The following is a 25,543-nucleotide window of genomic DNA, read 5'->3' as shown; positions in this document are numbered from 1 at the left end:
TACTCAACATCAAAAGAGGTTTTGATATAGTCAAAAAAGTAGATATTACGAATAGTATCCCTTTATTGACGATTATTTGACAATAAAAAAGCAGAAGGATTACTTCTGCTTAATAAATTCATGAAATTATGAAATTCAGTTATTTTCTATCATTGCCTATGAGCTCCTTTACTGATGGTTCTCCTTTACTTTTATCTACAATTGCGCCAAAATCTGTGTCTGTTATTGCTCTGAAATCAGCTAAGGATTTATTATTTTCATATTTGCCCATCAGTTCTTTTAATTGGAGTTTTAATTTGGAAACCACATTTGTGTATTGAGGATCTGAAATGATATTATGCATTTGTTTTGGGTCTTTTTCTAAATCATATAATTCCCAAACATCAATATTATAGTAAAAATGCGCTAACGTATACTTTTGAGTTCTGATGCCATAATGAGGTTGTACGTGGTGCCAAAAAGGAAACTCGTAATAATGATAGTACATGGCTTGTTCCCATTTTTTTGGAGTTTTACCAAATAACATTGGAGTAAAACTTTTTCCTTGCACTTTTTGGGTTGTTTTTATGTCTGCAAGTTCTAACAAAGTTGGTGCAAAATCAATATTGGTGATAATGTCTTCATTTACAGAACCCGCCTTAATTTTCTTAGGATATCTAACTATAAATGGCATTCTTAAAGATTCTTCATAAATAAATCTTTTATCGAAAAAACCGTGATCACCTAAATAAAAACCTTGATCTGATGTTAGTACAATAATTGTATTTTCTTCTAAATTGTTTTCTTTTAAATAGTCTAAAACACGCCCTATATTATCATCAACAGATTTTACACAAGCCAAATAATCTTTGATGTATTTTTGATAACGCCATTTTTTACCATCTGCAGCACTCATTTTCTCTGGTTGTACAATTTCACCTGGTTTAGAGCCATAAAATTCCCACTTTAAACGATTTCTCCAATCTTTTTTGAATTCCTTAGGCGTTTCTAACTTCATATCTCTTCTTGAGAAATAATCCATTGTCATTTCTGTATCTCCAGCAGTTAATTCCCTTCCTTTATAATCATCATTAAACGTAGCAGGATAAGGCATTTCTATGTCTTCCCATAATTGTTCATATTTTGTATCTGGTTCCCAAGGTCTGTGAGGTGCTTTGTATTGTAATACCATTAAAAAAGGTTTGTCTTTTTGTCTTTTTTGAGCTAGCCAATCGATTGCAAAATCAGTGCTTAAATTTGTTGAATATCCTTTTTCTTTGATATCAATTCCATTTTCATTAAAAACAGGATTCCAGTACATTCCTTGTTGTCTTGCAGAATTATGGTATTTATAGTCGTCAAAACCTTGGGGTTCTGTGCCTAGATGCCACTTACCATATAAACTCGTTTGATACCCATTTTTTTGAAATTCTTTAGGAAAAGTCCACTTGGTTTTATCGAACTTACCTCCACCTTCATTTTTATAATAACCGTTTCTATTACTGTAATCTCCAGTTAAAATAGATGCTCTAGAAGGACCACAAATAGCATTTGTACATAATACATCTTGAAACAACATCCCTTGTTCTGCCAATTTATCGATATTTGGGGTTGGGGCAATATCTTTATAAATACCTCCGTAAGCACTTATGGCTTGTGTTGTTAAATCATCTGCCATAATAAATATGACATTTGGTTTTTTTGAAATTTGGGTTTTATTTGCAATTCCATTTATTGCTTTATTACCACAATAGGTAAGTAATAAAATTGCGAACACAAACACAAAAAACGTGTAGAAGTATTTTCTTTTTTTATCCATTGTAAGATTTCATCATCTTTAAAAATTGATTCTAATAACCAGGATTTTGATCTGCATTGGTAAGATTATTATTTCCTATAATTTCATTTTCTGGAATTGGAAATAAATAATTTTTTTCTAATATACTCCCTATCACAAATGATAAATCAGGATTCCAAATATTATGATAACTTGTTCTACTCCTCGTATCAAATAAATCTGAACCATTCATTAAAGCTTCTCTCCTTTGAATTCTGTTTTCTAAAAAAGTTGAATTGCCTATTTTTATTCTTCTTAAATCGAACCATTCAAAACCTTCACCAAGCAGTTCGTAAATGCGTTCTTTGGCTATTCTTAAGCGTAAATCTTCTCCACCAGCAATTGCATCGATATTTGCTTTTGTATATAATGTTGCGTCTGCTCTATCTAAAACTAATTTGATGTATGCTTTAGACTCCACAGTATTTCCTCTTTCATTTTCTATTTCTGCTAACATTAATATCAAATCTGCATATCTAAAAACAATTCTATTTTTTTCTGAGTTAATATTAGTATTATTTGATTCTGAGTATTTCTTTATGAAATTTATAGCAAAGTTACCTGAGAATTGAGTAGGATAGATGTTTCTTACTCTATTGGGTGCCACAATTTCTGTATAGGTATCTCTAATATAAGTAGCATCAATTCGAGTATCTGTATGGTTTTCATCAACAGCAACATTATAATCTAAATAATGATCGTGTAAAGCTAATCTGTTAACTCTAGCTTGACCTCCTTGATTTCTTTGATTATATATAGATCTTTGTGGAGGAAAAATTGTTGTGTGTTGACCACTTTTTGTTGATGTGCCTGTTGAAATATATTGCAATTCAAAAATACTTTCGTTGGTATTTTCATTTCCTTCTTTAAATAAATCTGCATAATTTGGTAAAAGAGTATATGTACCAGCATCATATACTGATTTTGCATTCTGATATGCTAACTCCCAATATTGTTGTGGAGACTGAGATAAACCTGATTCTGATGCCATTTGCATATACACTTTTGCTAAAAATGCTTGGGCAGCATAAGACAATGGTCTGCCTTCTAAATATGGTTGCGAAGGAAGTTCTGATGAAGCCTCTGTTAAATCTTTTATAATTTGACTATAAATTGCTTGTTTAGAAGATTTTGCCAAGTACAATGTACTTTGAGTTGCTAAATCTACCCTTAGTGGAACCTCTCCCCAAACTCTAACTAAATCAAAATAAGTTAAAGCTCTTAAAAATTTTGCTTGCCCAATAGATCTTGTGGCATTAGAAAAGTTTGATGCAAATTTATTAACCTTAACAATTAAATTATTAGCATTATCAATGCAACCATACATCTCTACCCAAGTATCATTTAAGTTTTTAGAGGTTGGTGAAATATTAAACTGACCAAACTCTAAACCTTTTGCTCCTGTTCCTGAAAAGTAAGGAGTGTGAGATGAAGTCATTTGTATTAAATTACCTCCTTGATAAAATTCGGAAGCGTATTTTGCATAAACACCATTTAAAACTTCCTCTACATTTTGTTCTGTTGAAAATAAAAGTTCATCATTTAATGCGCCTAAATCTGCTAAATCATCATTTATTTCTAGTAAAGAATCGCAAGAAATAAAAAGATGAAAACAAATTGCAAGTAGTATATATTTATATCTCATAATGTGTAGTTTAAAAATTAATAGAAGCTCCAAAAGTGAGCGTTTTTTGGTTGGGTGGACTTGCAATATCAACTCCTGCTACTCCTGGAGTAAATCGTAATGATGATATTTCTGGATTAAAACCATTATAGTTTGTCCACGTGAAAAGATTTCCTGCAGATGCAAAAAACTTTAAACTAGCAATCTTAGATTTTTCTGATAACGGAACTGTATATCCCAGACTAATACTTTGCAATCTTAAATAACTACCATCTTGCACAGCAGTATCTATAACACCAACTTCATCTAAAGTTGCTTTCTGTAGATTTAATGCAGGTAAGTTTCCTGTCGGATTTGTTAGAGGATTATAATAATTATTTAAGTATGAACTTCTGGTATTGTTATATCTGTTTTCTGCACTATATACTTCTGTTAAATAATTTGCATTGTAAATATCGTTTCCATAAACTCCATAAAAATCAGCTGATAAAGACCAATTTTTGTAATTTACATTGGTACCAAAAGAAACAATAAAATCTGGATTTGGGTTTCCTATAATCGTTTTATCTTCATTATTTATATCACCATCATTATTTTTATCAATAAGTTTGTAAAAACCTTCTACTGCTGTATCTCCATTTATAGTTGGATAGCCATTAGCAATATCATCTGCTGTAATAATACCATCACTTTCAAACCCATAAAGCAAACCAGGTGCTTGACCATTTAAATACACATTTGTAGGAACAGTATTTGTACTTGAAACCTGAATTGGTCTTCCAAAGTAGCCTACAAAACTTCCAGCAGCACCAAATTGAGCTTCTTCAAGTCCTAAATTTAAAATCTCAACTTTATTTTTTGTGTAAGTTCCGTATAAATTCCACGTAAAATTTTCGCTTTCAAAAACATTTCCATTAATTGCCAATTCAATACCTTTATTACTAATTGAGCCTTGATTAATAACAATAACGTCATCTCCAGAACTACCTCCAATGCTTAATGTATTCAATAAATCATCAGAAGTTTTATCATACGCATCTAAAGTAATTGATAATCGATTGCTAAACATTTTAAGATCGAAACCAAGATTAAATTGCTTTTGAGTTTCCCAAGTTAAATCTTCGTTAGCAATATTGGTTTTTTCGTAAGCTTGCAATAAAGAACCACTTGTTGCGTAACCTTCTGGCGAAATTCTATAATTAACTGCGGTTAAATTACTACCTACTCTTTGGTTTCCAGTTTCTCCATAACCAAATCTAAATTTTAACTCATTTATAGATTTACTTTGTTTTAAGAATTTTTCTTTGTGCATTTCCCAGGCAAAACTAACGGCTGGAAAAAATCCGAATCTGTTTTTACCTACAAATTTACTTGAGCCATCATATCTTAATGAACCAGAAACTTTATATCGATCTTTATAAGCATACGTTCCACGCCCTAAAAAAGAAAGTAATTTTTGAGGCCCAAAATTTATTACTGGTGTTTCAATAATTGTAGCTCCAAAAAAATCTCTACCTGCATTTAATTGACCTTCTGCAGTATAATTAGACGCTCTAGTATATTTATTTTCTGAATCTGTACTTGCATAAACAACACCACCAAGTAGGGTATATCTATGGTTTCCTATCTTTTTGGGTCTAAAAAGAACAGTTTGATCTATATTGTAGCTAAACCTATTTAATTCAGAAAAAGAATATCTACCTTCTCTTACAAAACCGGCTTGCGTGCCTGTTCCTTGCCAAACATCTAACTCTCCTTTTCTAATATCTCCTCCAATTTTTAAATCGTAAGTTAAGGTATTTGTTATTTTATACTTTGTAAAGAAATTACCAATAAATCTATTTTCTTTAGAGATATTATCATATTCATCTATCCAACCTCTTGGTGTAATTCTAAAACCTTCATCTTCTAATGGCGCAATATCTTCTCTTAATTCAAGAGGGAATTCGTCATTTATTTGACCAAAAATAGATCTGTTTTCTGTTGCATTTGCTCCACCATTTCCTATTATTGAGTTTTTAGAATTTGTAAAAGCCAGTTTCCCTCCAATTTGTAGTTTATCGTTGATGGTGTGTTTAAGGTTTACATTTAAATCTAATCTTTCTAAATATACACTCGGCACTACTCCTTCGTTTTTTAAATACCCTAAAGAAGCGTAGTATGTGGTTTTGTCTGTTCCTCCAGATATATTTAATCTGTTATTTGTTGAAAATGTATTTCTGTAAAGATTCTGCCAATCTCGGGCTTCAAAAACACCTATTAAATCTAATTCTCCATCATTATCTTCATCATTTCTATTTAAAAAATTATATAAACCATCTTCTCTAAGTTCAATAGGACTTCTGCCCTCTGGAAATTGATATTCTTGACCAGCTATTGAATTTGGGTTTAACTTATATTTTTCTGACATTAAACCCACATAATCTTCTGTGTTTAGTAAATCATAAGGAATTACTGCACTACCAACTGTGGCAGAAGATGAATATGTAAATTTTGGAGCTCCTTTTTTACCTGATTTTGTGGTAATTAAAATTACTCCATTAGCACCTAAAGAGCCATAAATGGCTGTTGCAGAAGCATCTTTTAAAATTTGAATTGATTCAATATCTTCTGGAGCAACACCACCTATACCACTTTTACTTGCATTTTGAAAATTTGTAGGATCCGTTAAAAATTCTTCTGCACTATCCATAACAATTCCATCAATAACATACAAAGGCTGGTTAGAGCCACTCAAACTAGAAATTCCTCGAATATTAATTGACACAGCTGCACCTGGCTCACCATTTGATAGCACATTTAAACCAGATACTCCTTTTAAAATAGATTCAGCCACAGCAACTCCTGCTTTATTTTCTACATTTGGTTTTACTGTTGTAATAGCTGCAGTTACGTCAGATTTTGTTGAGCTACCATAACCGATTATCACAATTTCCTCTAATTGTTCTGAGTCTTCAGACAAAACAATAGAAAGTTCTTTTTGGTTGGTTATAATTACTTCTTTTGTTTCGTAGCCTAAATAACTAAAGATTAAAGTTGAAGGAGTTTTCGATAGATCTATGGAAAATAAACCATTAAAATCTGACATTGCTCCTTTTGTTGTTCCTTGAATTAAAACTGAAGCTCCTGGTAATGGATTGTTTTCTTTATCCATTATTTTACCTTTTACAGTAATTTGTGCTAACATCGAAATAGGAAATAGCAACAATATTGTGTAAAATATTTTTCTCATAATTCTGGTTGATTTACGTAGTGCAATTTACTATAAGATACCACTATTGGCTTTTAATAAACATCACAATAGGTCTGATAATTGTCAAACCTCTAATAAATAGCGGGTTTTATTACAAAATATAGAAAAAATATAGAGATTTATTTTTAACCTTACTCTTTCTTTAGACTGGCTAAAAAACCACTTGGAGTTTGATTATAGAATTTTTTAAATGATGTACTAAAGTATTTTGGATTAGAAAAACCAGAACTATATGCTACTTCTTTAATACTAAGCCCCCCTTTTATTAAAAGTTTTTTGGCGTGTTTTAATTTTGTTTGGATGATAAAATCTTGAGGAGATAAATCTACCAAGTTTTTAAGTTTCATATAAAGTGATGTTCTACTCATCCCAAAACTTCTAGATAAATCGTGCACTGAGAAGGAATTGTTTTCTATATTCTCAATAATTTTTTGCTCTAAATTATCTAAAAAGTCTTTGTCTTGTTCATTTCTAAATAAAGATGCATTTTCTGAATCGTTATCGTGAACGTATTTTTCTCTTAATTTTGTTTGAAATTTTAGAGTATTGATAATTTTTGCCAACAATAATTTTCTGTCTACTGGTTTTTCAAGATACTCAGAAACGCCACTTGCTATACTTTCTAACTTTTGGCTAGAGTTTTGAAGCACAGTAAGCATAAAAACAGGAATATGATTTAAATTAATGTCCTCTTTTAATTTTTTAGCCATTTCCATACCATCCATTTCTGGCATAATTAAATCTGTTAAAATAATGTCTGGAAAATTTTGTGATGCCATTTCAATACCTTCTTTACCATTACTAGCTTCAAAAATTAAAAAATGATTCCCTAAAGATTCTACTAATAAAGCTCTTAGTTCGTCATTATCTTCAACAATTAAAATTTTAGCATCAGAGAATTTATCTAACTCTAACTGTTCTTCCGCAGATTTTTCGTTTTTTAAAGCTTCATTTTCTTCAACAGAAATATCTTTATATAATGAAACCAAGTTTTTTAGAATAATTGTAAACGTGGTTCCTTTATTTTCTATACTGTCAAAAGATATTGTACCACCTGTTTTTTCAATGAGTTTTTTAGTCATTATTAGTCCTAAACCTGTTCCTGGGCTTTGACTATTAATAGCATTTCTTGCTCTATAATAACGTTTTAATATAAATTTTTGTTGGTCTTTTGGAATCCCCAAACCTTCATCAACAATTTGAAGTTTTAACTCGCCATTACTAGTTTTATTTAGTTTAACCGTTATTGTACCATTCTCAAAAGAATACTTAATTGCATTAGAAAGCAGGTTTAAGAAAATTTTATCAAAAACATCTTTATAATAATGAAAAATGGTTTCAGGCCATTGGTTTTCAATTTTAATTTCTAAATTTCTTTCTTTCGTCAACGGTTCAAAATTGTGAACTCTTGCACTCAAGTATTTATCAACTTTAATTTTTGATACATTTTGATATATCGTATCTTGAGAAGTTACTTTATGGAAATTTAACATCTGTTCAAACAAAGAATTTAATCTTTTTACTGTAGATTGAATGTGTTTGTTCGATTCCTCAGAGTCATTTTTCTTAGTCAAATTATCTAAAGAAGTCATTAAAATAGTAATCGGTGTTTTAATTTCGTGCGTAATGTTATTAAAAAACTCTATTTGATCGTCTGCATTTTTCTTGTTGATAAGCATAGACGTAAAATGAATAATAGACCATATCAAAAGTATTGAAAGCAGAAAGTATACAACATAAGCCATATTTGTGAACCACCAGGGAGAAAGCACTTTAACTTCTATAGTTCTTACCTCGCTAGAAATATCATATTTATTAATAGCTTTAACCTTAAAGGTATATTCACCAGCTTCTAAATTTGTATAATTTGCTAGGTTATTAGTTGTCGATTTAGACCATTTTTCATCAAAACCCTCTAAAATCCAAGAATATTTCATATTGCTTGGTGTGCTATGATCAATCCCTGAAAATTCTAAACCAATTGAATTTTCGTTATGATTTAATGTGATGTTTTTAGTAACGTTAATATGCTTTTTTAAAGGCGCATCTGAAGGATTGACTGTTTTATTAAATAATTTAAAATTGTCAAAAACAATCTTTGGCTCTTCTTTCGGATTTGTGATTTTATCAGGATTAAACAAACTAACTCCATCAATACCACCAAAAGCCAATAAATGATTATTCAGTTTAGTATAACTTCCATAATTGAATTCTGTACTTGCTAAACCATCTCTTTTATCGTAAACATTTACAATGGTATCTTTATCACTTATTTGAATGTTAGCCAATCCTTTGGTAGTGCTCGCCCAAATGTTAGTATCATTTTCTAAAAGAACTCCTTGAACGATATCCGAAGGTAAACCTGAACCAATATCAATTGTTTTAATTTCTTTAGTTGTAACGTTGTAAAAAATTAATCCAGCTCCATTTGTACCTATAACTAAATTATTTTCTGAGTTTTCTTTAATAGACTGAATTGTGGAAAAAGCTAAAGAATTTTGGTTGGGTTGTAAATCTTCTAAAATCCTAAAAGAATTATCTTCGGGATTAATTTTATGCACACCATATCTACCAGAAACTAAAATTTCTCCGTTTTCTAGTTCAGTTATTGCTTTAATAAATAATAGTGGGAATTTAGTAATACTTCCATCTGCTTTAATCACCATCATTTCTTTGTCTATACCACCAATCCAAATATTATTGTTTTTGTCCTTTTTAATGGTATAAATCTTAGTAATTAAATTTTTCTCTTTGTATAGATCGTTATAATTTAAAATTTGATAGTTTTCTATATTAATTCTGTACAAACCAAAATTGTATGTACCCACCCACATAAATTTCTCATCAGGTTCAAGCGCCAAAACTATGGTTTGAGAAGTATTGTTTTTATCAAACTTTTCAATGTGTTTCCAAGTATTCTTTTTTTGATTCCATATACTCAACCCATTTTTTGTACCAAACCATAAATTTCCATTTTTGTCTTTGGCTATACTTCTAGTAAAATTACTAGACAAACTATTTGGATTATTTAGTTCGTGTTGTACTTTTATAAAAGGTAGTTTTTTGAAATTAAAGTAATTAACACCACCTCCATAAGTGGCAATCCATAGAATTCCAGATTTATCCAATTCAACATCGTAAATCCCATTACTTGAGAGCGAATAGGGGTTGTTAAAATCTTGTAAATAATGCTCTAAAACTGTATTATTTTTAGTTTGATAAATTCCATCTCCATCTGTAGCAATAAAAAGGCTATTAGCTTCTCCTTTAATTATATCTTTTATTGGAAAACCAAATGCATTTTCAATTTTATCAAAAACAAATGTGTTCTCTTCTTTTTTTAGTGAAAATTCGTAACCAGATTCTGTACCAACTAATAATTGATTATTTATAAAACCCGTAAAATGAATATCTTTCAAAGTTTCATTTAATGCTACTTCCTTATATTTTTCTTCTGCTATATGATAAATAAAAAGTCCTTTTTCAGTTCCGCAAAAAATAGTGTTTTTAACTATTGTGATAGACATTAGCGGTTTATCAAAAGTAGTTGGTATTAATTTTTTTGTTAGCTCATTATACTTCCATAGTCCATTAAAACCTCCAATCCAAATCGCACCTTTTTCATCTTCTTGAATACTATTTACTAATGACGGATTTATATTATTTTGAGTTGTCAAAAGCTGAAATTTATCCAAATCAGGATTATAAATACACACTCCTTTTTCTAGACCAGCAAAAATATTTCCTTTACTATCGATAAAAATTTCGGATGTTCTGTTACTTAATGTTTCTGGAATACCATTATAAGTATTATAAAGCTTATAATATTTTGAGTTGTGCTTTAAAATTCCCTCTTCAGAGGCTATCCATAAATTACCAATACTATCCTTTTTTATAGCATAGGTAATACTTTGTGTAGATGAGTTTTCTCCTGACAATTGATTAAACTCTAAAATTTCCTGAGATTGAGAAATTAAAGCAGTAAAAAAAACAAGATAAAAAAAGAAAAATATTTTTTTCAAATTATAAATAATTTAAAATTAGATTGCTAAATTTAAAAAATCATATAGTATTATGGCCAAATATTATTGATTTTATTTTTTTAAAAGTAGAATAAGTTATTAAGCTTCCATCATTTAGAATGATTTATAAAAAATTTGAAAGAACAAAAATGATATAACAACACTCATCTCTGGTCAATACTTGAGCTAAATAATCATAATTATTTAATAATCATTAATTTATGAGTTGTATTTTAAATTTCAAAAATAATGTGTTTAATAATTAAAGTCACTATTATCGTTTTTTATATTTCAGTGGTATAAATGCACTTTTTTTGCTATGTGACACTATTACAATAAAAAAAGAACTCCAACTTATTTACTTTTTTGTTTTTATGATAGCCTTCTCAGTGTAATTACTTCTCATCTCTATTTTTTTTAAAATGATTAAATTCTTTGAAAAATAGATCCTAATAAATATCTGTTTATTTGTCTGAGTGTTAATTACAGGATGAATTAATATAGTGATATTTGAAACACTGAGATTTATTGTTTTTATTGATTTTTTCAATTAGTAAAATCTAATAACCAAGGATTTAGAGTGTCACAAGTTCAATATGTAGATTTTGGAAATTTTAATTTTATATAATTTATCCAATACAAATAAGCTTAATTATATTAGAGTCTAATACAGTGCATGTTTCGGATATATTTTATCATTAAGTGTATTGTTGTTTTATAGTTCACCCTAAACAAAAAACAAGTTTTCATTTTTATATCTGTGATCATTATTTATGTTATTTGATAATATTGAATAATCTTTATATTTATTTATATCATTAGAATCATTAGTTTTTATAGAATTGACAGTCTAGGTAGTTCCGTTTATAGAAGTTGTATTCTAAATTAAACTGAAAGAAATTAATGAAATAACTATAATTAAAAGAATTAAGGATTTCAATAATAGTATTATAAATTTCTTCTAAGAAACTATATAATAGCCTTATTTTCCCCATTGAATAATACCATTGGTTAAATCAACTTTATTAAATATAGATTTTATTTTGATATCGCTGCATTGCATATCTCAAAGCTAAGTAACATAATGCGCAGTTATACTGCTCTTCCTTAAACTCCAGGCACTATAACGCCATTATGTAAAATAGCCACTTCCAGCCGCATAAATAGGAACTAAATATTTTAATTGTGGCTATTCATGAACTCCCGAAAAAATAGAAAAGTCGTGAACTAAATAGCCGCTCTTCCAACGCTCACTTAGGATATTAATAATAACAATTAGATATTTAAACCAAATTTCGTCTTTGTTGCATTGTTTTTATAAGTGCTTTTGGCAACTTTAAATAAAGCATAAGAACTATATAATTAAAAGCAGAAAATTAAATACAATTTATAAAGCACCTATAAAATCAAAAAAAGCCAATAAGAGTATAACTTTTCATTTGCAAAAAAATGAAGATAATTGGTTTCACTAAAAGTAAATGCAAATTTATAGTCAACAAAACCATTTCGTTAAATTCAATAATCTTGTAATAGTTCATAATTTTCAAAAGAAAAAAGGGAAGAATTTATATTATTCCTGCTCTTATATGATATCGGAAAATCTATATCTTATAAAAATGGAAATCGGCATAATCAATATGTAGACTCAATTAATGTAATAAATAAATATAAAAAGGAATTAAAAATTTCTGAAGATAGTATGCTCTTATATGAATCTCTATTAAATTCAAGTTATTTAGGTAAGTATATGGAAAATAAGATTTCACTAGAGCAAATTTATAATATAATTGTTAGTCAAAGTAAAAATGCAAAATTACATATAAGAGATTTTTTTTATTTATTAACGGTGTATTATCAATGTGATATAGCTAGCTATACAAAAGATGCAGGTGGCTATCCTTATTTAGAGTATCTGTTTATTTACAAAAACGGCCAAAAAGTTTACAATGAAAAGTTTAAACTATTAGAGTTTAGTAGTGTTTTTCAACAAAGGTATAATGATCTTTTAATAAAGGTTGTTAAACACTCTGAACCAAAACCTTCTATTGATTTAATCTCAAAATCAAATTTATCTCAAAAAATTAAGGTGAAAATTATTGATAAAATAGATTTATCAAAATATGAGAAACCTAAAAAAGAGATTAAAAATAATAAAGAAAATCTTTATATAATAGACACAAACGTATTTGTAGATTATCCAGAAATAATTTCAAAAATAGATAAGCAGTATTCAGTAGTCTTATCAGCAAAAGTGACAGATGAGCTTGATAACTTAAAATCAAAGTTGGATAAGAATGGTCAGAGAAATGTTCAAAAAGCTTTAAGGTTACTAAATCTTGATAACTCTAAAAGAGATGTAAGGATGGAGATGTCAGATATTTCGTTACTTCCAATTGATTTTAATAAGCACTCTCCTGATAATTTAATTCTGTCCGTAGCTCTAAAATTCAAATCTGAAAATCCAATAATCCTAACATCAGATAATGGTTTGCAGTTAAAAGCAAAATTTTTGGATGTTACAACAATTACATTGAAAGAATTTATAAATAGGAAAAAAAGATTTTAAGAAAAACTAAAAGTTAAAAATATTGATTTAATTTTTTTACCATAAATTTCAATTTTCTTTCGTAATTTGCATGTTAATTGTTCGTTATTTTTAACATTCATTTTTTCCTAGAGTGAAATGGTCTAAGAGTTTATTGGTCTCAAAAATAGTTAAAACTATGCACTTTAGTGCATTTCGCTTTAGCTTCTAAAAACTTTTATCTTTGTTGAATGGGAAATCAAAGAACAAATGGTCACACCGTTTCAAGGTTAAGAGTTCATATTGTTTGGAGTACAAAGTATCGCTATAAAGTTTTGGTTGGAGATATTCAGCAACGCTGTAGAAAGCTATTAATACAAATTTGTGATTCAGAAGATATAGTTATATTGAAAGGATTTGTTTCAAAAGATCATATCCATATGCACATAGAATATCGTCCATCACAAGATATCATTAGTATTGTAAAGAAGTTAAAAGGAAGAACATCTCGAAAAATTCAACAAGAGTTTCCAATGCTAAAGAAACAATATTGGGGCAGACATTTTTGGGCAATAGGATTTGGATGTTGGAGCACAGGTAATATAACAGATAAAATGGTAAATGAGTATTTAGAACATCATCGTAAATCAGGCAATGATACAACCAATTTTATCCTTGAGTAAGCAATACTGATTCCGTACACCTGACTTTAGTCAGATTTACAAACCTATGGACTTCTAGTCCATAGTGGTTTAGTGTTTTTGAAATGAGCACAAGTACTAAAAGCCTTTCTGCTAGTTATCTTGAAGTTCGTTTTAGTATAACAGAAAAGACTGCACGTTTATTTATGCTCAAAATTAGAGAAGCTATGCAGAGTAGTGGAAATAATCTTATGACTGCCATTGTTCATGTGGATGAATTTGTACTGGGTGGAAAAGAAAAAGAAAAAGTAGGAAAAAGTTATATTGCTAAGAAAAAGAAAGCTATAACTGCTGTTGAATTAACTCAAGAAGGAAAAGTTAAAAGAATGTATGCCATGAGAATCGAAGATTTTTCAGCTAGTTCTTTGCAATATATTTTTGTGAATCATATCAGTCGAGAAGCTAAAGTGATAACCGACAAATGGAGAGGTTACAGACCTATTGCTAAAGCTTATAATATTACTCAAATAGAAAGAGTAATGGAGGTATGAATTTTAAAGCACTTCATACAATGATTCATCAAGTGAAATCTTAGATAAGAACAACTTATTCTTGGGTAAGTGACTTTAATCTAAATAGATATTTTAATGAATTTTGTTTTAGAATTAATCGATCACAAAGTAAAGCAACAATATTTAATATCTTAATAACAAAAATGGTTGAAAAGCATAAAGTAGAGCATAAGGAAATTATATGCAACTAACTACTGACCTCTATTAAAATATTTAATATATCTGAATTTGTCTGCACTAACATTTCTATTTTTTCCTTTATTAGGAATTTTAATTCCGTTTATACTTTGGAAATCAAAAAAAGGAAAGATTAAAAACATTAATAAGCTAGGGAAAGATTTAATAAAATTGAAATATCTTGGACGATATTACTCTTTTTTATTCCGATATTGTTGTTTGTTATTTCAAAAATGGAACTTGTTAAAAATATAACTTTAAGTACATTTATCATAGCTATTGGTTTTTTTTATGGTATTAATTTTATTTTAATAGCATTAAATACTCTAAGAATAAGTAATAAAAAGAATGTGATTTATATACCTCAAATAAAGTTCTTAAAATAAAACTTTACGCCCCCCTTCATACTTCTTTTTTACTTCTTTTATTCTTTATGATGAAATAGATTTTTTGTAATAAAAAAAGCCTTTTTGCATCATAATTTATATACCTGCATCATATTTTTCAATTTATCAGCAAACTTTATACATAAGGCTACATAAGGGTTGTAGGCTAATTCCGTTCTTGTTGCACCTTTGTAGAGATAAAAAAAAGGTAATTAAATATTAGAAATTTAAACAATCAAAAAACAAACAATTATGAATTTAATTAAAAGTAAAAAAGGAATTAGACTTGCTATGGGTATAGTTTCAGGAGTATTATTAGGTCTATTAACTTCAAACATTGCTTTGTGGCTTTCTATTGGAATTGCCATTGGTGCAGCGTTAGAATACACAAAAAAATCTTGATGTATTAACTAAGAATACAAAATAAATCATCAATCAAATAACGAACACTTTTAAATTAATCAAAATAAAAACAATTAAAATGAAAACAATCAAAAAACAAATTTTATTAAAAATGGCTTGTGTAGCCTTTGCATTAGTATCTAGTATAACAGTTGCACAAAACACAAATACAGAAACAACAAACCAAAGAGAGGGATTCATGTTTGAATTTACAGTAGGTGGAGGCATCATCAGTATAGAAGATAGTGAAGGTATTCAAACTTTTGATGAATCTCAAGGAACCTTTGTTTTTCCAGATCTAAAGTTAGGTTATATGCTAAATGATAGATTAGCGATTACTATATCTATGCCAGGAAATATTTACAAATTTCAGGATAATGACAGAAATTTTGGAGGGTTCATTCCATCTGTACAATATTGGGTAAAGGATAAGTGGTGGATTCATGGTGGAATTGGTTTAGCCATAGATTCGCCTGCATTATATGATATTAAAGATGATGTAAATGACGATTGGAATTTTGGTACAGCTGTAATGGTAAGTTCTGGTTACGAAATGTATAAAAAGAAAAACTTTGTACTTAATGTGCAGTCTAAATTAGTTTTAGGTCATGCTTCTTTAGATGGAGATGCACAAAGAGATGCCTTGATTTTTAATGTAGGGTTAGGATTTAGCTGGTTTTAAGTTTATTGTAGAGGATAAATACTAATTATAGACATATTCAATTACATGAAAAATATAATTTTAATTATTTGTATTTTAATTGGCGGGATAACTTCGGGTACTTACGCACAAGAAACAGAAGCCATAAACACAAATTGGGGTTTAGGGTTTCATATCAAACAAAATCAACGTGACTTCGGGTTAGGTATAAATTTGACAAGTCCATATTTTGCTAAAAAGCAAGTCGCCCTGCGTGTAAGAGCAAACTTGTTGTTCAACGAACATTTGAAAAACACCAATACCACTAATTGGACCCCATATTCGAGCATGTCAATAGGGGTTCTTGGAGTTGCAGGTAAGATTGGTGAATTCATTCGGCTGTATGGTGAAGGGGGAACAACATTGTTACTTCCTTCTAGTAAGTTTTCTTCAGAAAGTACAGTTTTTGGAGGTTATGGATTATTCGGATTTGAATTTTTCATGGATAAATCTTCGAATTACTTTATTGAAATAGGGGGTGTTGGTACTGGTGTGTCAGCTGATAAAATCGTTGGAAACCCAATTTATGCTAATGGTTTAATGATAAATGTAGGGTATAGATATGTCTTCAAATAGGTAATCAAAAGAAATACGACCAACATTGTAATCATCTGTTAGTATGACTCAAAGGTATAATGTTGGTTTTAAAAATTTATCTATGGCCATATATTCTATTGTTAACAAACATATAAAGCAAACTATGAAAAATTTGACATTTGTAATTTTATATATTCTTCTTTCAGGAGTACAAATCACATTTGGACAGAATGAAACAGGTATTATAGTAGGAAGTAAGTTCGTTATTAAATCTACTATTTTAGATGAAGAAAGAACCTGTTTAATAAGTCTTCCTGATTCATACAATACTTCATCTGAAGTTGATAAAAAATATCCTGTTATCATATTATTGGATGGATATACTCATTTTAAAACTGCAACTGGAATAGTACATTTTATGAGTTCTAATAGGAATCGAAACAATTTAATGCCTGAAAGTATTATTATAGCCATAGAGAATGTTGACCGAGAACGAGATTTTACAGTTACAAAAATTAAGACCAAAAGACCAAATACTATGGGAGGTGGAAGGAATTTTTTGAATTTCATTGAGAAAGAACTAGTCCCTTATATTGATAAAAAATATAAGACAGAACCGTTTAGAACTCTTGTTGGGCACTCTTTAGGAGGACTACTTACACTAAATTCCTTTATGGATGAAAATAGCGTATTCATTGCTTACATTTCTATAGACCCAAGTATTTGGTGGAATGAAGAGATGATGAAAAACAAAGTTGATTCTATTTCCTCTATATCATTTGATAAAAAATTGTATATCGCTACTGCCAATCAAGGAGAGGCTAGTTACGAAAGGAATAAACAAAGACACGACGCTCTTTATACTTTAATAACAAAGAAATCGGATAAACCTCTAAATATAGAAATAGAATATTTTGAAAAAGAAAACCATCGCTCTGTACCATTAGTAGCTTTATACAAAGGGTTAAAATATATTAATAAAGAGGAATGATTTCGAAGCTAGTAATATCAACAAATACGTTTGGTTACACCTTATAAAATTAATTGCTGGTTTTAGCTTATTTACGAAAGCCTTCGCGAACTTTCTTGGTCGGTAATTAGTTGCTTAAAACACGCAACAAACCATATACAAACATTTTGTGTGCCATTAGGGCAAAACTGTAACAATTACTCTTTTACAGAGTCGGAATTAGTATAAAATAATAAAATAAATCATCTATGATTGCAAATACAAAACAGAAAAATTTAATTAAGACCGCTAGAATAACTGGCTTATGGTATTTAATGATGGCTATTACAGGAATTCTAGGGTTTATGGTCTTTCATTCTCAAATATTCGTGTCTGGTAATCCTGAACAAACACTAACAAATTTAGATGCATTAGAATCTACAGCAAGAATTCGATTGCTATTAGAATTTGGTATCGTAATTTCTCAGGCTCTTACCGCAGTTTGGTTTTTCAAATTATTTAAAGATAATTATGAATGGGAAGCGTGGATTCTAGGTATATGGGGAATGGTAAATGCTTTAGCCATTATGATAAGTGCAATTTCAATCGCCTCAGCAATAGGTATTGCAAATTCTGATATAAGTGCTATGGAAGACAAAGTTTTACTAATTCAGGTTTTTCAACAAATAATTTCTAATGCTTGGGGTATTGGTGGGCTTTTCTTTGGGCTTTGGCTTTTTCCTATGGGATATATTGTCATCAAATCTAAAATAATGCCAATTTGGTTAGGAAGAGTTATTGTTTTAGGTGGTATTGGCTATGTACTAAGCACCTTAATCCACTATGCAGGCATTGATTTTAGCTTCAATACATATCTTGCGCTACCTGCAACAATAGGTGAATTTTGGATGATTGGTTATTTATTAATTTTTGGAATTAGACAAAACTGTCATGTAAAATCTAATAAACAAATTATTAAATGAAGGTAAATAATACATTTTACATTGTAAATAAAAGTGATCAAGTTAAAAAATTAAATTCCAATTATACAAAAAGAAGACATTATAGATTAAAAACGAAACATCAGTTTATGTTACTATTAATAATCCTATTGTTTAATTGTAAAAATAACCATAACGCAACCACTAGCGATATTAATAAAATTAAAGAAAATCAAAAAAAGCATCAACCTTTAATAGATTCTTTAATGAAAGTATCTTACAAGCGAGGGGTTTTTAATGGTAATATTCTTGTTGCTAAGTCTAATAAAATAATATACCAAAATGAATTTGGTTATACTGATGCTTCAAAAGAAAAACATTTAAATCGAAATTCAATATTTAATATTGGTTCAATTGGAAAAGAATTCAATGCAGTTGCTATTATGATCTTGAAAGAACGAGGATTACTTCATCTTGAAGATAAGCTATCAAAGTTTGATTTACAGCTTCCAAATTGGTCTAACAAAGTAACAATAAAACATCTATTACAATATTCCAGTGGGTTACCAAAAGTAAAATGGAATAGTGTAAAAAATGATAAAGATATATATACTGATATAAAGAATATTGACCTTTTAATATTTGAGCCTGGGTCTGATTATCTCTACAGTAATAATAATATCTTTCTTCAAAGAAGGATTGTGGAAAAGATATCTGGCATGTCTTTCAATAATTTTATCCAAGAAAACATTCTAATTCCTAGTAATATGTCAGATGCTATTATAGATGCAACTTCCAAAAATGCTCAGCTAGTAACATCATTTAATAATGATTTAGTGAATGATAGCTTTGGTGATATTGAATTTTCAGGTTGGGTGTTTCCCAGCATATCTGATATATTCAATTGGGTTAATAGTTTACATTCAGGTAAGATAATCTCAGAGGAATCCCTATTGCTATTATTCGATTCCTTTTCAAAAAATAGTGAGTCTGCTTTAGGAAAAGGTGTTTTTAAGAATAATGAGTTAATGGTATACCAACATCAAGGTTCTTCTTTTAATTACGAGTCTTTAATACATTATAACCTAAAAGAAGATGTAATGGTCATATTAATGACTAATAATAAAAACTTAAAACTTAGGAATATTGCTGAGGCCATAGAAAACATTACAAAAGGAAGCGCTTTTAAAATTCCGCAAAAATCAGTTTATCTCTCCATAAGACAAAAATGTTATAATAATGTAGATGATGGTATCGAATATTATAAACAATTAAAGAAAAATTATCCTAACACCTATAATTTTTCTGAAGAGAGTGAATTAAATAGATTAGGATATAAACTAATTGAGAAAAACCAAATTGAAGATGCAGTTAAGATATTTGCTTTACTCGTTTCTGAGTTTCCAAATTTAGCAAATGCATTTGATAGTTTGGCAGAAGGTTATTTTTTAAATAACCAATTAGACCTATCTAAAATAAACTATCAAAAATCTTTAAATCTCAATCCCAAAAATAAGAATGCCGAAAGCATGATCATCAAAATTGAAAAAGAACTAAAAACAATATTACCATGAAAAAAACTATAATTTTATTGGCTTTGTGTAGCCTAACAATAACCGCTAAATCTCAAAACACAAGCGTAGAAAAATCAATATTCGGATTACAAACTGGAGTTTTAGGAATCTGGGCATATAATGAAACAAAACTATCAAATACCATAGCACTGAGAACAGAAATTGGTTTTGATTTTGGAATTTGGGAAACTACTTATTATGATGATTACGATTCTCCTTTCCTACTCACACCTGTTATAGTTGTTGAACCAAGATTTTATTATAACCTAAAAAAACGCTCTAAAAACTCAAAAAGAATTGACGGGAATAGTGGGAGTTTTATTGCTTTAAAAACTAGTTATCATCCAGAATTGGCTTTGTTTAATGCAGACGATGCTCCTGTGGTAAGTGATTTTGCCATTATACCTACTTGGGGAATTAGAAGAAATATAGGGAATCATTTAAGTTACGAAGCAGGTATAGGAGTAGGATATAGTTACACATTTGCTAAGCGTGCAGGTTATTCAGAAGACGAAAGTGGAATAGAACCAAATATGCACTTGCGAATAGAGTATCGATTCTAGCTTAGAAAAAAACAACTACAATATCAATATAAAAACAAAAAGAAAATGTTTTTCAAATCAAAACAAGGAAAAGAAAAAATCTTAACCTTATACAATCAGAAACTAGATAAACTGAATATCGATTATTCAGAAAAATTGATAGAAACTAATTTCGGAGTTACAAATATCATTATTACTGGTGATACTAAAAATCCGCCCTTACTACTTATTCATGGTACAGGAGGTTGTGCTCCATTAATATTAGAATCATTTCCCAATTTATCTTCTAAATATTGTGTGTATGCAGTTGATGTATTAGCACAACCGAATAAAAGTGCCGAGAATCGATTAGATATGAAGTCGCTAGATTATGGAAAATGGATAACAGAACTCATAGAAACTTTAAAGCTTACAGAAGTTACTTTAGTTGGGTTTTCTTTTGGTGGTTTTATTGCTTTAAAGACATTAGAATTCAAAGAAACCCATATTAAAAAAGCATATGTAATCTCACCAGTTTACATTGTAAATGGTAACCCTTTAAAAGGGTTATTTAAAATGTTTATACCTTTAAAGAAGTTCATAAAAACAAATAATGATACCTATCTAAAAAAAGTAATAAACGTTCTTTTTAGTGAGGCTGATGATTTTGCTATCCAATTTATGGGTACTACTTTTCAAAACTGTAATATGGATTTTTCTCCATTACCAGTTATTTCCAAACAATCTGCCAACAATATAAAAACGCCGATAACTATTATAGCCGCTGAAAAAGATATCCTATTTCCTGGAAAAAAAATGATCAAAAGAGCCAAACGAATTTTCTTATCACTTAACGAAATAGTTTTATTAGAAGGTTCAAAACATGTACCTAGCAATGGAAACTTTAAAAAAATAGAAGATTTAATAATAGGTAAAAACTAATAATAAAATGGAAGCAGAATTAGAATCTTTAAAACTCCCTAATCCAAATATAATTTCTATAAACGGAATTGAATTAGAAGTATTTGAAGCAGGTAAAGGAAATATTGGCAATCCAATTGTACTCTGTCATGGTTTTCCAGAACATGCTTTTTCATGGCGTTATCAAATTCCAGCGCTTGCTAAAGCTGGTTATCATGTTATTGTTCCAAATCAAAGAGGATATGGTAATTCATCATGTCCAAAAGAAGTAACATCATATGACATTACACATTTAACAAATGATTTGGTGGCTTTATTAGATTATTACAACTATAAAGAAGCTGTTTTTGTTGGTCATGATTGGGGCGCAAATGTAGTTTGGAATCTTGCACTCTTGCATCCAGAGCGTGTTAATAAAATTATCAATCTTGCTTTGCCTTATCAAGAACGTGGCGTAAAACCATGGATTCAGTTTATGGAAGAGTTTTTTGGTGAAGATTTCTATTTTGTACATTTTAATAAAAAACCAGGTGTAGCTGATGCTGTATTAGAGAACCATACAGAAAATTTTCTTCGTAATTTATTTCGTAAGAATATACCTCTTGCACCACCAGAACCTGGAATGCTAATGATGAATCTTGCAAAAGCGGAAAAACCCCTTGGTGAGCCTATTATGAACGACGATGATTTGTCTGTATTTGTAAAAGCCTTTAAAAATTCTAGATTTAATGGAGCTATCAATTGGTATAGAAATCTTGACAGAAATTGGCACTTGTTAGCAAATATTGATCCAATCATCAAACAACCTACACTTATGATTTATGGTAATCTAGATATGATCCCAAAATTTGAAAGACTACAGGATTTTGTTCCAAATTCGGATGTGATTAGTTTAGCGTGTGGTCATCACATTCAACAAGAGTTACCACAAGAAACAAACCAATCGATTTTAAAATGGTTGGAACAATTTAATGCTTAAAAGAAATAAAACACAAAAGGTATTTTATATGAAAGGCACAGAAATTTTTAAGACTATAAACAGGTTTTAATTTTTTAAAACAATTTAAAATGAAAAAATCAACACAAACATCAATAATACATTTCTGCATAATTCTACTTATAGGTATTACAGTTTCGTGCTCTAGTGATAGTAACAATTTAGAGGAGCCTGATAATTATTTAAATATTCCTGATGAAAATTTTGAAGCGATACTTATAGAAAAAGGAATTGATTCTGATGGCATTGTAAACCAGCAGATGCTAAAAAGTGATGCTGAAAAAGTGACAAAATTATCTCTAAATGGAGCAAATATAAATACATTAGATGGTATTGAAGCATTTGTTAATTTAAAGAGACTTGAAGCAGATGCAAATAATTTAACAACATTAGATGTAAGTAATAACGTTTTATTAGATACTATTAGTTTGACTTCTAATAGGTTAATAGAAATAGAAGGTTTAGAAAAAGCCCAAAACTTAACTTGGTTAAGTTTATCTTGGAATTATTTTACAGAATTTACATTAGATAATGATAATGTGAAAAATTTTCTCATCGATCATAACGATTTAACTTCTTTAGAAATAGCACATGCTTCAAAATTAGAAAGTGCGGTTCTAAACTTAAATCAAATATCAGACTTAGATTTTAGTAATAGTCCATTACTTAAAGTGTTGGTTTTTTCTGCTAACAAAGTACAAACCATAAACTTAGAAAATAACGTAAACTTAGAATATATCTATGGTTCAAGTAATTTATTGACACAATTTGACATCAGTAATTTACCAAATCTTATTGATGTTAGAGTAGATAGAAACCCAACATTAACTTGTATTAAAATTGCAAATGGGCAAGATATTCCAAATTTAACATTGTCATCAAATCAAACAACAAATGTAGATTGCAATTAAAGTAGGACAAAAAAAATAAACCGACTACACAATTTTTATATTATTAATTGGCCTACTAGAACTCAATATTCGTTTACACATCAAGTTCTTAAAATATATACGTTAATCACTTCATATTAACGCTCATGTATTTATTTTTCCTATTTTAAGGCAAATTACGTTGCTTTGTAGTCTATTATGAGTTTGCATCTAAATAAAAATTTATCAAAAATACACTTATACTGGAAATGCCAATTAATAGGTTGGAGTCTAGTATCTATTTATTGGGCATATACAGTATATACAAGAGATAATTACGGTTTTTTTTACACGCTATTAAATTATGTATTAGATATCGCAATTGGAATACTCCTTACGCATATGTATAGAGTCTATGCTTTAAAAGCTGAATGGAGTAAATTGCCCATAAAACAATTACTCATAAGAGTAATTCCGAGTATACTTTTTTTAGCTGCTTTATTTGTTTTCATAAACAATTTAAAATGGATTGTTTTCAGAACCTATTTTGTTATAAAGAATGTTGATTTCTTAGAGTCAATTATGTATTGGGACCCAATTTTACTCACAGGACTTCGTTTAATGTCACTTTGGGTATTAGCCTATCATTTGTATCATTATTATCAAAAAGAAGTAGTTACAGCAAAAGAAAATGCGCAATTATCTTTAATCGCTAAACAAGTTCAATTAGATAATTTATCAGCGCAATTGAATCCTCATTTTTTGTTCAATTCCTTAAACTCCATAAAATCTTTAGTAATTGAAAACCCAGATACAGCTAGAAGAGCTATTGATTTATTGTCAGATTTATTACGTTCATCTTTATATGAAAAAGACAAAGGTTTAATTACCATTAAAGAAGAATTATCTTTAGTAGAAGATTATATTGAATTGGAAAAAATGCGTTTTGAAGAACGTTTGCAACTAGAAACACAAATTGATGACAATCTTGTTAATTATAAAATACCTACGCTTAGTATTCAATTGTTAGTAGAAAATGCCATTAAACATGGAATCGATTCAAGCGTTAAAGGGGGTATTATAAGTCTTATGATTAAAAAGCAAAAAGATTTTATTGAAATTATAGTGAAAAACCCTGGAACAATTTATGATAAAAAAAATGCGGGTTTGGGTTTAAAAAATTTGCAAAAGCGATTAACAATTCAATATAAAAACGAAGCTACTTTCAGCTTAACTCAAACAAATACAGAAGAAGTTGAAGCAAAAATATTAATACCTATTATAGTTGATGAAGTTATTTAAAACCATAATTATTGATGATGAACGTTTGGCTAGAGAAGAAGTAAAACGAGCACTACAAAAATATAAAGAGTTTAAAATTATTGGGGAAGCAAGTCACGCAGATGAAGCTATAGAATTAATTGAGGACTTAAAACCAGATATTTTGTTTTTAGACATACATATGCCTGGAAAATCTGGTTTTGATTTGTTAGAAGAATTAACCAATGTACCAAATGTAGTTTTTACAACAGCTTATGACCAATATGCTGTAAAAGCGTTTGAGATGAATGCGTTAGATTATTTAGTGAAACCTTTAAGAGACGAACGTTTTTCTAAAACTATAGAAAAAGTAAAAGTAGAATTGTCTAAAAGAGTACAATTAGAGTCTACAGTTTTGCCTATGCATCAAAAAATATTTATAAAAGATGGTGAAAAATGTCATTTTATTCCCTTAACAGAGATACATTTTATTGAATCTTTAGAAAACTATGCACGTTTGTATTTTGGTTCAGATAAAACTATGATTAAGCGTTCTTTAAATTTGTTAGCAGAGAAATTAGATCCTAAAGTCTTTTTTAGGGTGAATAGAAGTCAAATAATAAACATACATTACATTAAAGAGATTCATCCCTACTTTAATAATAAACTACAAATTCTATTAACTACTGGAGAAAAAGTGGAGGTGTCTAGTAGGCAATCTGTTAAGTTTAAAAACTGGAATAGTTTATAAAAAATATCACTTATTTTAACGCTCATTTGCATTTATTTACGCTCCTGTACTTTCTCTTTAATAATGGCTTCAAAGAACTTTACTTTGTATTGTAAATAATTAAAAA

General features: G+C 29.1%; 19 protein-coding genes and 1 pseudogene. 16 read left to right on the top strand and 4 right to left on the bottom strand.

Going from position 1 to position 25,543, the window contains the following annotated elements; all coding sequences use genetic code 11:
* Positions 1-139: 139 nt before the first annotated feature.
* The 4 genes from SJY27_RS07175 to SJY27_RS07160 all read right to left on the bottom strand — a co-directional run bounded on the left by SJY27_RS07175 (position 140) and on the right by SJY27_RS07160 (position 10,715).
* Positions 140-1,798, bottom strand: a complete 1,659-nt coding sequence (locus tag SJY27_RS07175) for a sulfatase (RefSeq protein ID WP_397447578.1) — start codon at positions 1,796-1,798, stop codon at positions 140-142.
* A gap of 31 nt (positions 1,799-1,829) precedes the next feature.
* The gene (locus SJY27_RS07170; RefSeq protein ID WP_397447577.1) at positions 1,830-3,461 is read right to left on the bottom strand and encodes a RagB/SusD family nutrient uptake outer membrane protein; all 1,632 of its coding nucleotides are present in this window, start codon (positions 3,459-3,461) and stop codon (positions 1,830-1,832) included.
* A gap of 10 nt (positions 3,462-3,471) precedes the next feature.
* Positions 3,472-6,672 (bottom strand): SusC/RagA family TonB-linked outer membrane protein, encoded by a 3,201-nt coding sequence (locus SJY27_RS07165; RefSeq protein WP_397447576.1) that lies wholly within the window; start codon positions 6,670-6,672, stop codon positions 3,472-3,474.
* 152 nt (positions 6,673-6,824) lie between these two features.
* Positions 6,825-10,715: a two-component regulator propeller domain-containing protein gene (locus SJY27_RS07160; protein ID WP_397447575.1), complete on the bottom strand. Its 3,891-nt coding sequence runs from the start codon at positions 10,713-10,715 to the stop codon at positions 6,825-6,827.
* 1,747 nt (positions 10,716-12,462) lie between these two features.
* On the opposite strand from SJY27_RS07160, the gene SJY27_RS07155 reads away from it, so the two are divergent.
* The 16 genes and pseudogenes from SJY27_RS07155 to SJY27_RS07080 all read left to right on the top strand — a co-directional run bounded on the left by SJY27_RS07155 (position 12,463) and on the right by SJY27_RS07080 (position 25,437).
* A complete protein-coding gene (locus SJY27_RS07155; RefSeq protein ID WP_397447574.1) occupies positions 12,463-13,281 on the top strand; it encodes a PIN domain-containing protein in 819 nt (272 codons plus the stop codon).
* 209 nt (positions 13,282-13,490) lie between these two features.
* Complete coding sequence (gene tnpA / locus SJY27_RS07150; protein ID WP_397447573.1) at positions 13,491-13,922, top strand: IS200/IS605 family transposase; 432 nt, start codon at positions 13,491-13,493, stop codon at positions 13,920-13,922.
* 65 nt (positions 13,923-13,987) lie between these two features.
* Positions 13,988-14,643 (top strand): annotated as a pseudogene (locus SJY27_RS07145) (IS1595 family transposase); the annotation flags it as partial.
* A 25-nt stretch (positions 14,644-14,668) separates the two neighbouring features.
* The gene (locus SJY27_RS07140) at positions 14,669-14,884 is read left to right on the top strand and encodes a DUF4870 domain-containing protein (protein WP_397447907.1); all 216 of its coding nucleotides are present in this window, start codon (positions 14,669-14,671) and stop codon (positions 14,882-14,884) included.
* Between the two features lie 383 nt (positions 14,885-15,267).
* On the top strand, positions 15,268-15,417 hold the full coding sequence (locus tag SJY27_RS07135) for a hypothetical protein (RefSeq protein ID WP_397447572.1): 150 nt from the start codon (positions 15,268-15,270) through the stop codon (positions 15,415-15,417).
* A 79-nt stretch (positions 15,418-15,496) separates the two neighbouring features.
* Complete coding sequence (locus tag SJY27_RS07130) at positions 15,497-16,099, top strand: hypothetical protein (RefSeq protein WP_397447571.1); 603 nt, start codon at positions 15,497-15,499, stop codon at positions 16,097-16,099.
* A 45-nt stretch (positions 16,100-16,144) separates the two neighbouring features.
* Positions 16,145-16,693, top strand: a complete 549-nt coding sequence (locus tag SJY27_RS07125) for a hypothetical protein (RefSeq protein WP_397447570.1) — start codon at positions 16,145-16,147, stop codon at positions 16,691-16,693.
* An 82-nt stretch (positions 16,694-16,775) separates the two neighbouring features.
* Positions 16,776-17,645 (top strand): alpha/beta hydrolase, encoded by an 870-nt coding sequence (locus SJY27_RS07120; RefSeq protein WP_397447569.1) that lies wholly within the window; start codon positions 16,776-16,778, stop codon positions 17,643-17,645.
* A gap of 227 nt (positions 17,646-17,872) precedes the next feature.
* Positions 17,873-18,586: a DUF4386 domain-containing protein gene (locus SJY27_RS07115; RefSeq protein WP_397447568.1), complete on the top strand. Its 714-nt coding sequence runs from the start codon at positions 17,873-17,875 to the stop codon at positions 18,584-18,586.
* Positions 18,583-20,118, top strand: a complete 1,536-nt coding sequence (locus SJY27_RS07110) for a serine hydrolase (RefSeq protein ID WP_397447567.1) — start codon at positions 18,583-18,585, stop codon at positions 20,116-20,118. Before SJY27_RS07115 ends, SJY27_RS07110 begins: the two co-directional genes overlap by 4 nt.
* Positions 20,115-20,681, top strand: coding sequence for a hypothetical protein (locus tag SJY27_RS07105; protein WP_397447566.1), 567 nt, complete (start codon positions 20,115-20,117; stop codon positions 20,679-20,681). The genes SJY27_RS07110 and SJY27_RS07105 overlap by 4 nt, the downstream gene beginning before the upstream one ends.
* 45 nt (positions 20,682-20,726) lie before the next feature.
* Positions 20,727-21,581: an alpha/beta fold hydrolase gene (locus tag SJY27_RS07100; RefSeq protein WP_397447565.1), complete on the top strand. Its 855-nt coding sequence runs from the start codon at positions 20,727-20,729 to the stop codon at positions 21,579-21,581.
* Positions 21,582-21,588: 7 nt separating this feature from the next.
* Positions 21,589-22,539, top strand: coding sequence for an alpha/beta fold hydrolase (locus SJY27_RS07095; RefSeq protein WP_397447564.1), 951 nt, complete (start codon positions 21,589-21,591; stop codon positions 22,537-22,539).
* Between the two features lie 89 nt (positions 22,540-22,628).
* Entirely contained in the window at positions 22,629-23,468 is an 840-nt protein-coding gene (locus SJY27_RS07090; protein ID WP_397447563.1) for a hypothetical protein, read from the top strand.
* Between the two features lie 177 nt (positions 23,469-23,645).
* On the top strand, positions 23,646-24,728 hold the full coding sequence (locus SJY27_RS07085; protein WP_397447562.1) for a sensor histidine kinase: 1,083 nt from the start codon (positions 23,646-23,648) through the stop codon (positions 24,726-24,728).
* The gene (locus tag SJY27_RS07080; RefSeq protein WP_397447561.1) at positions 24,715-25,437 is read left to right on the top strand and encodes a LytR/AlgR family response regulator transcription factor; all 723 of its coding nucleotides are present in this window, start codon (positions 24,715-24,717) and stop codon (positions 25,435-25,437) included. The genes SJY27_RS07085 and SJY27_RS07080 overlap by 14 nt, the downstream gene beginning before the upstream one ends.
* Positions 25,438-25,543 lie beyond the last annotated feature (106 nt).

Source organism: Polaribacter sp. R77954 (genome assembly GCF_044595335.1).
Classification (GTDB): domain Bacteria; phylum Bacteroidota; class Bacteroidia; order Flavobacteriales; family Flavobacteriaceae; genus Polaribacter.
Note: the sequence above shows the minus strand (reverse complement) of the source record. Positions and strands in the feature narration are given on the sequence as shown.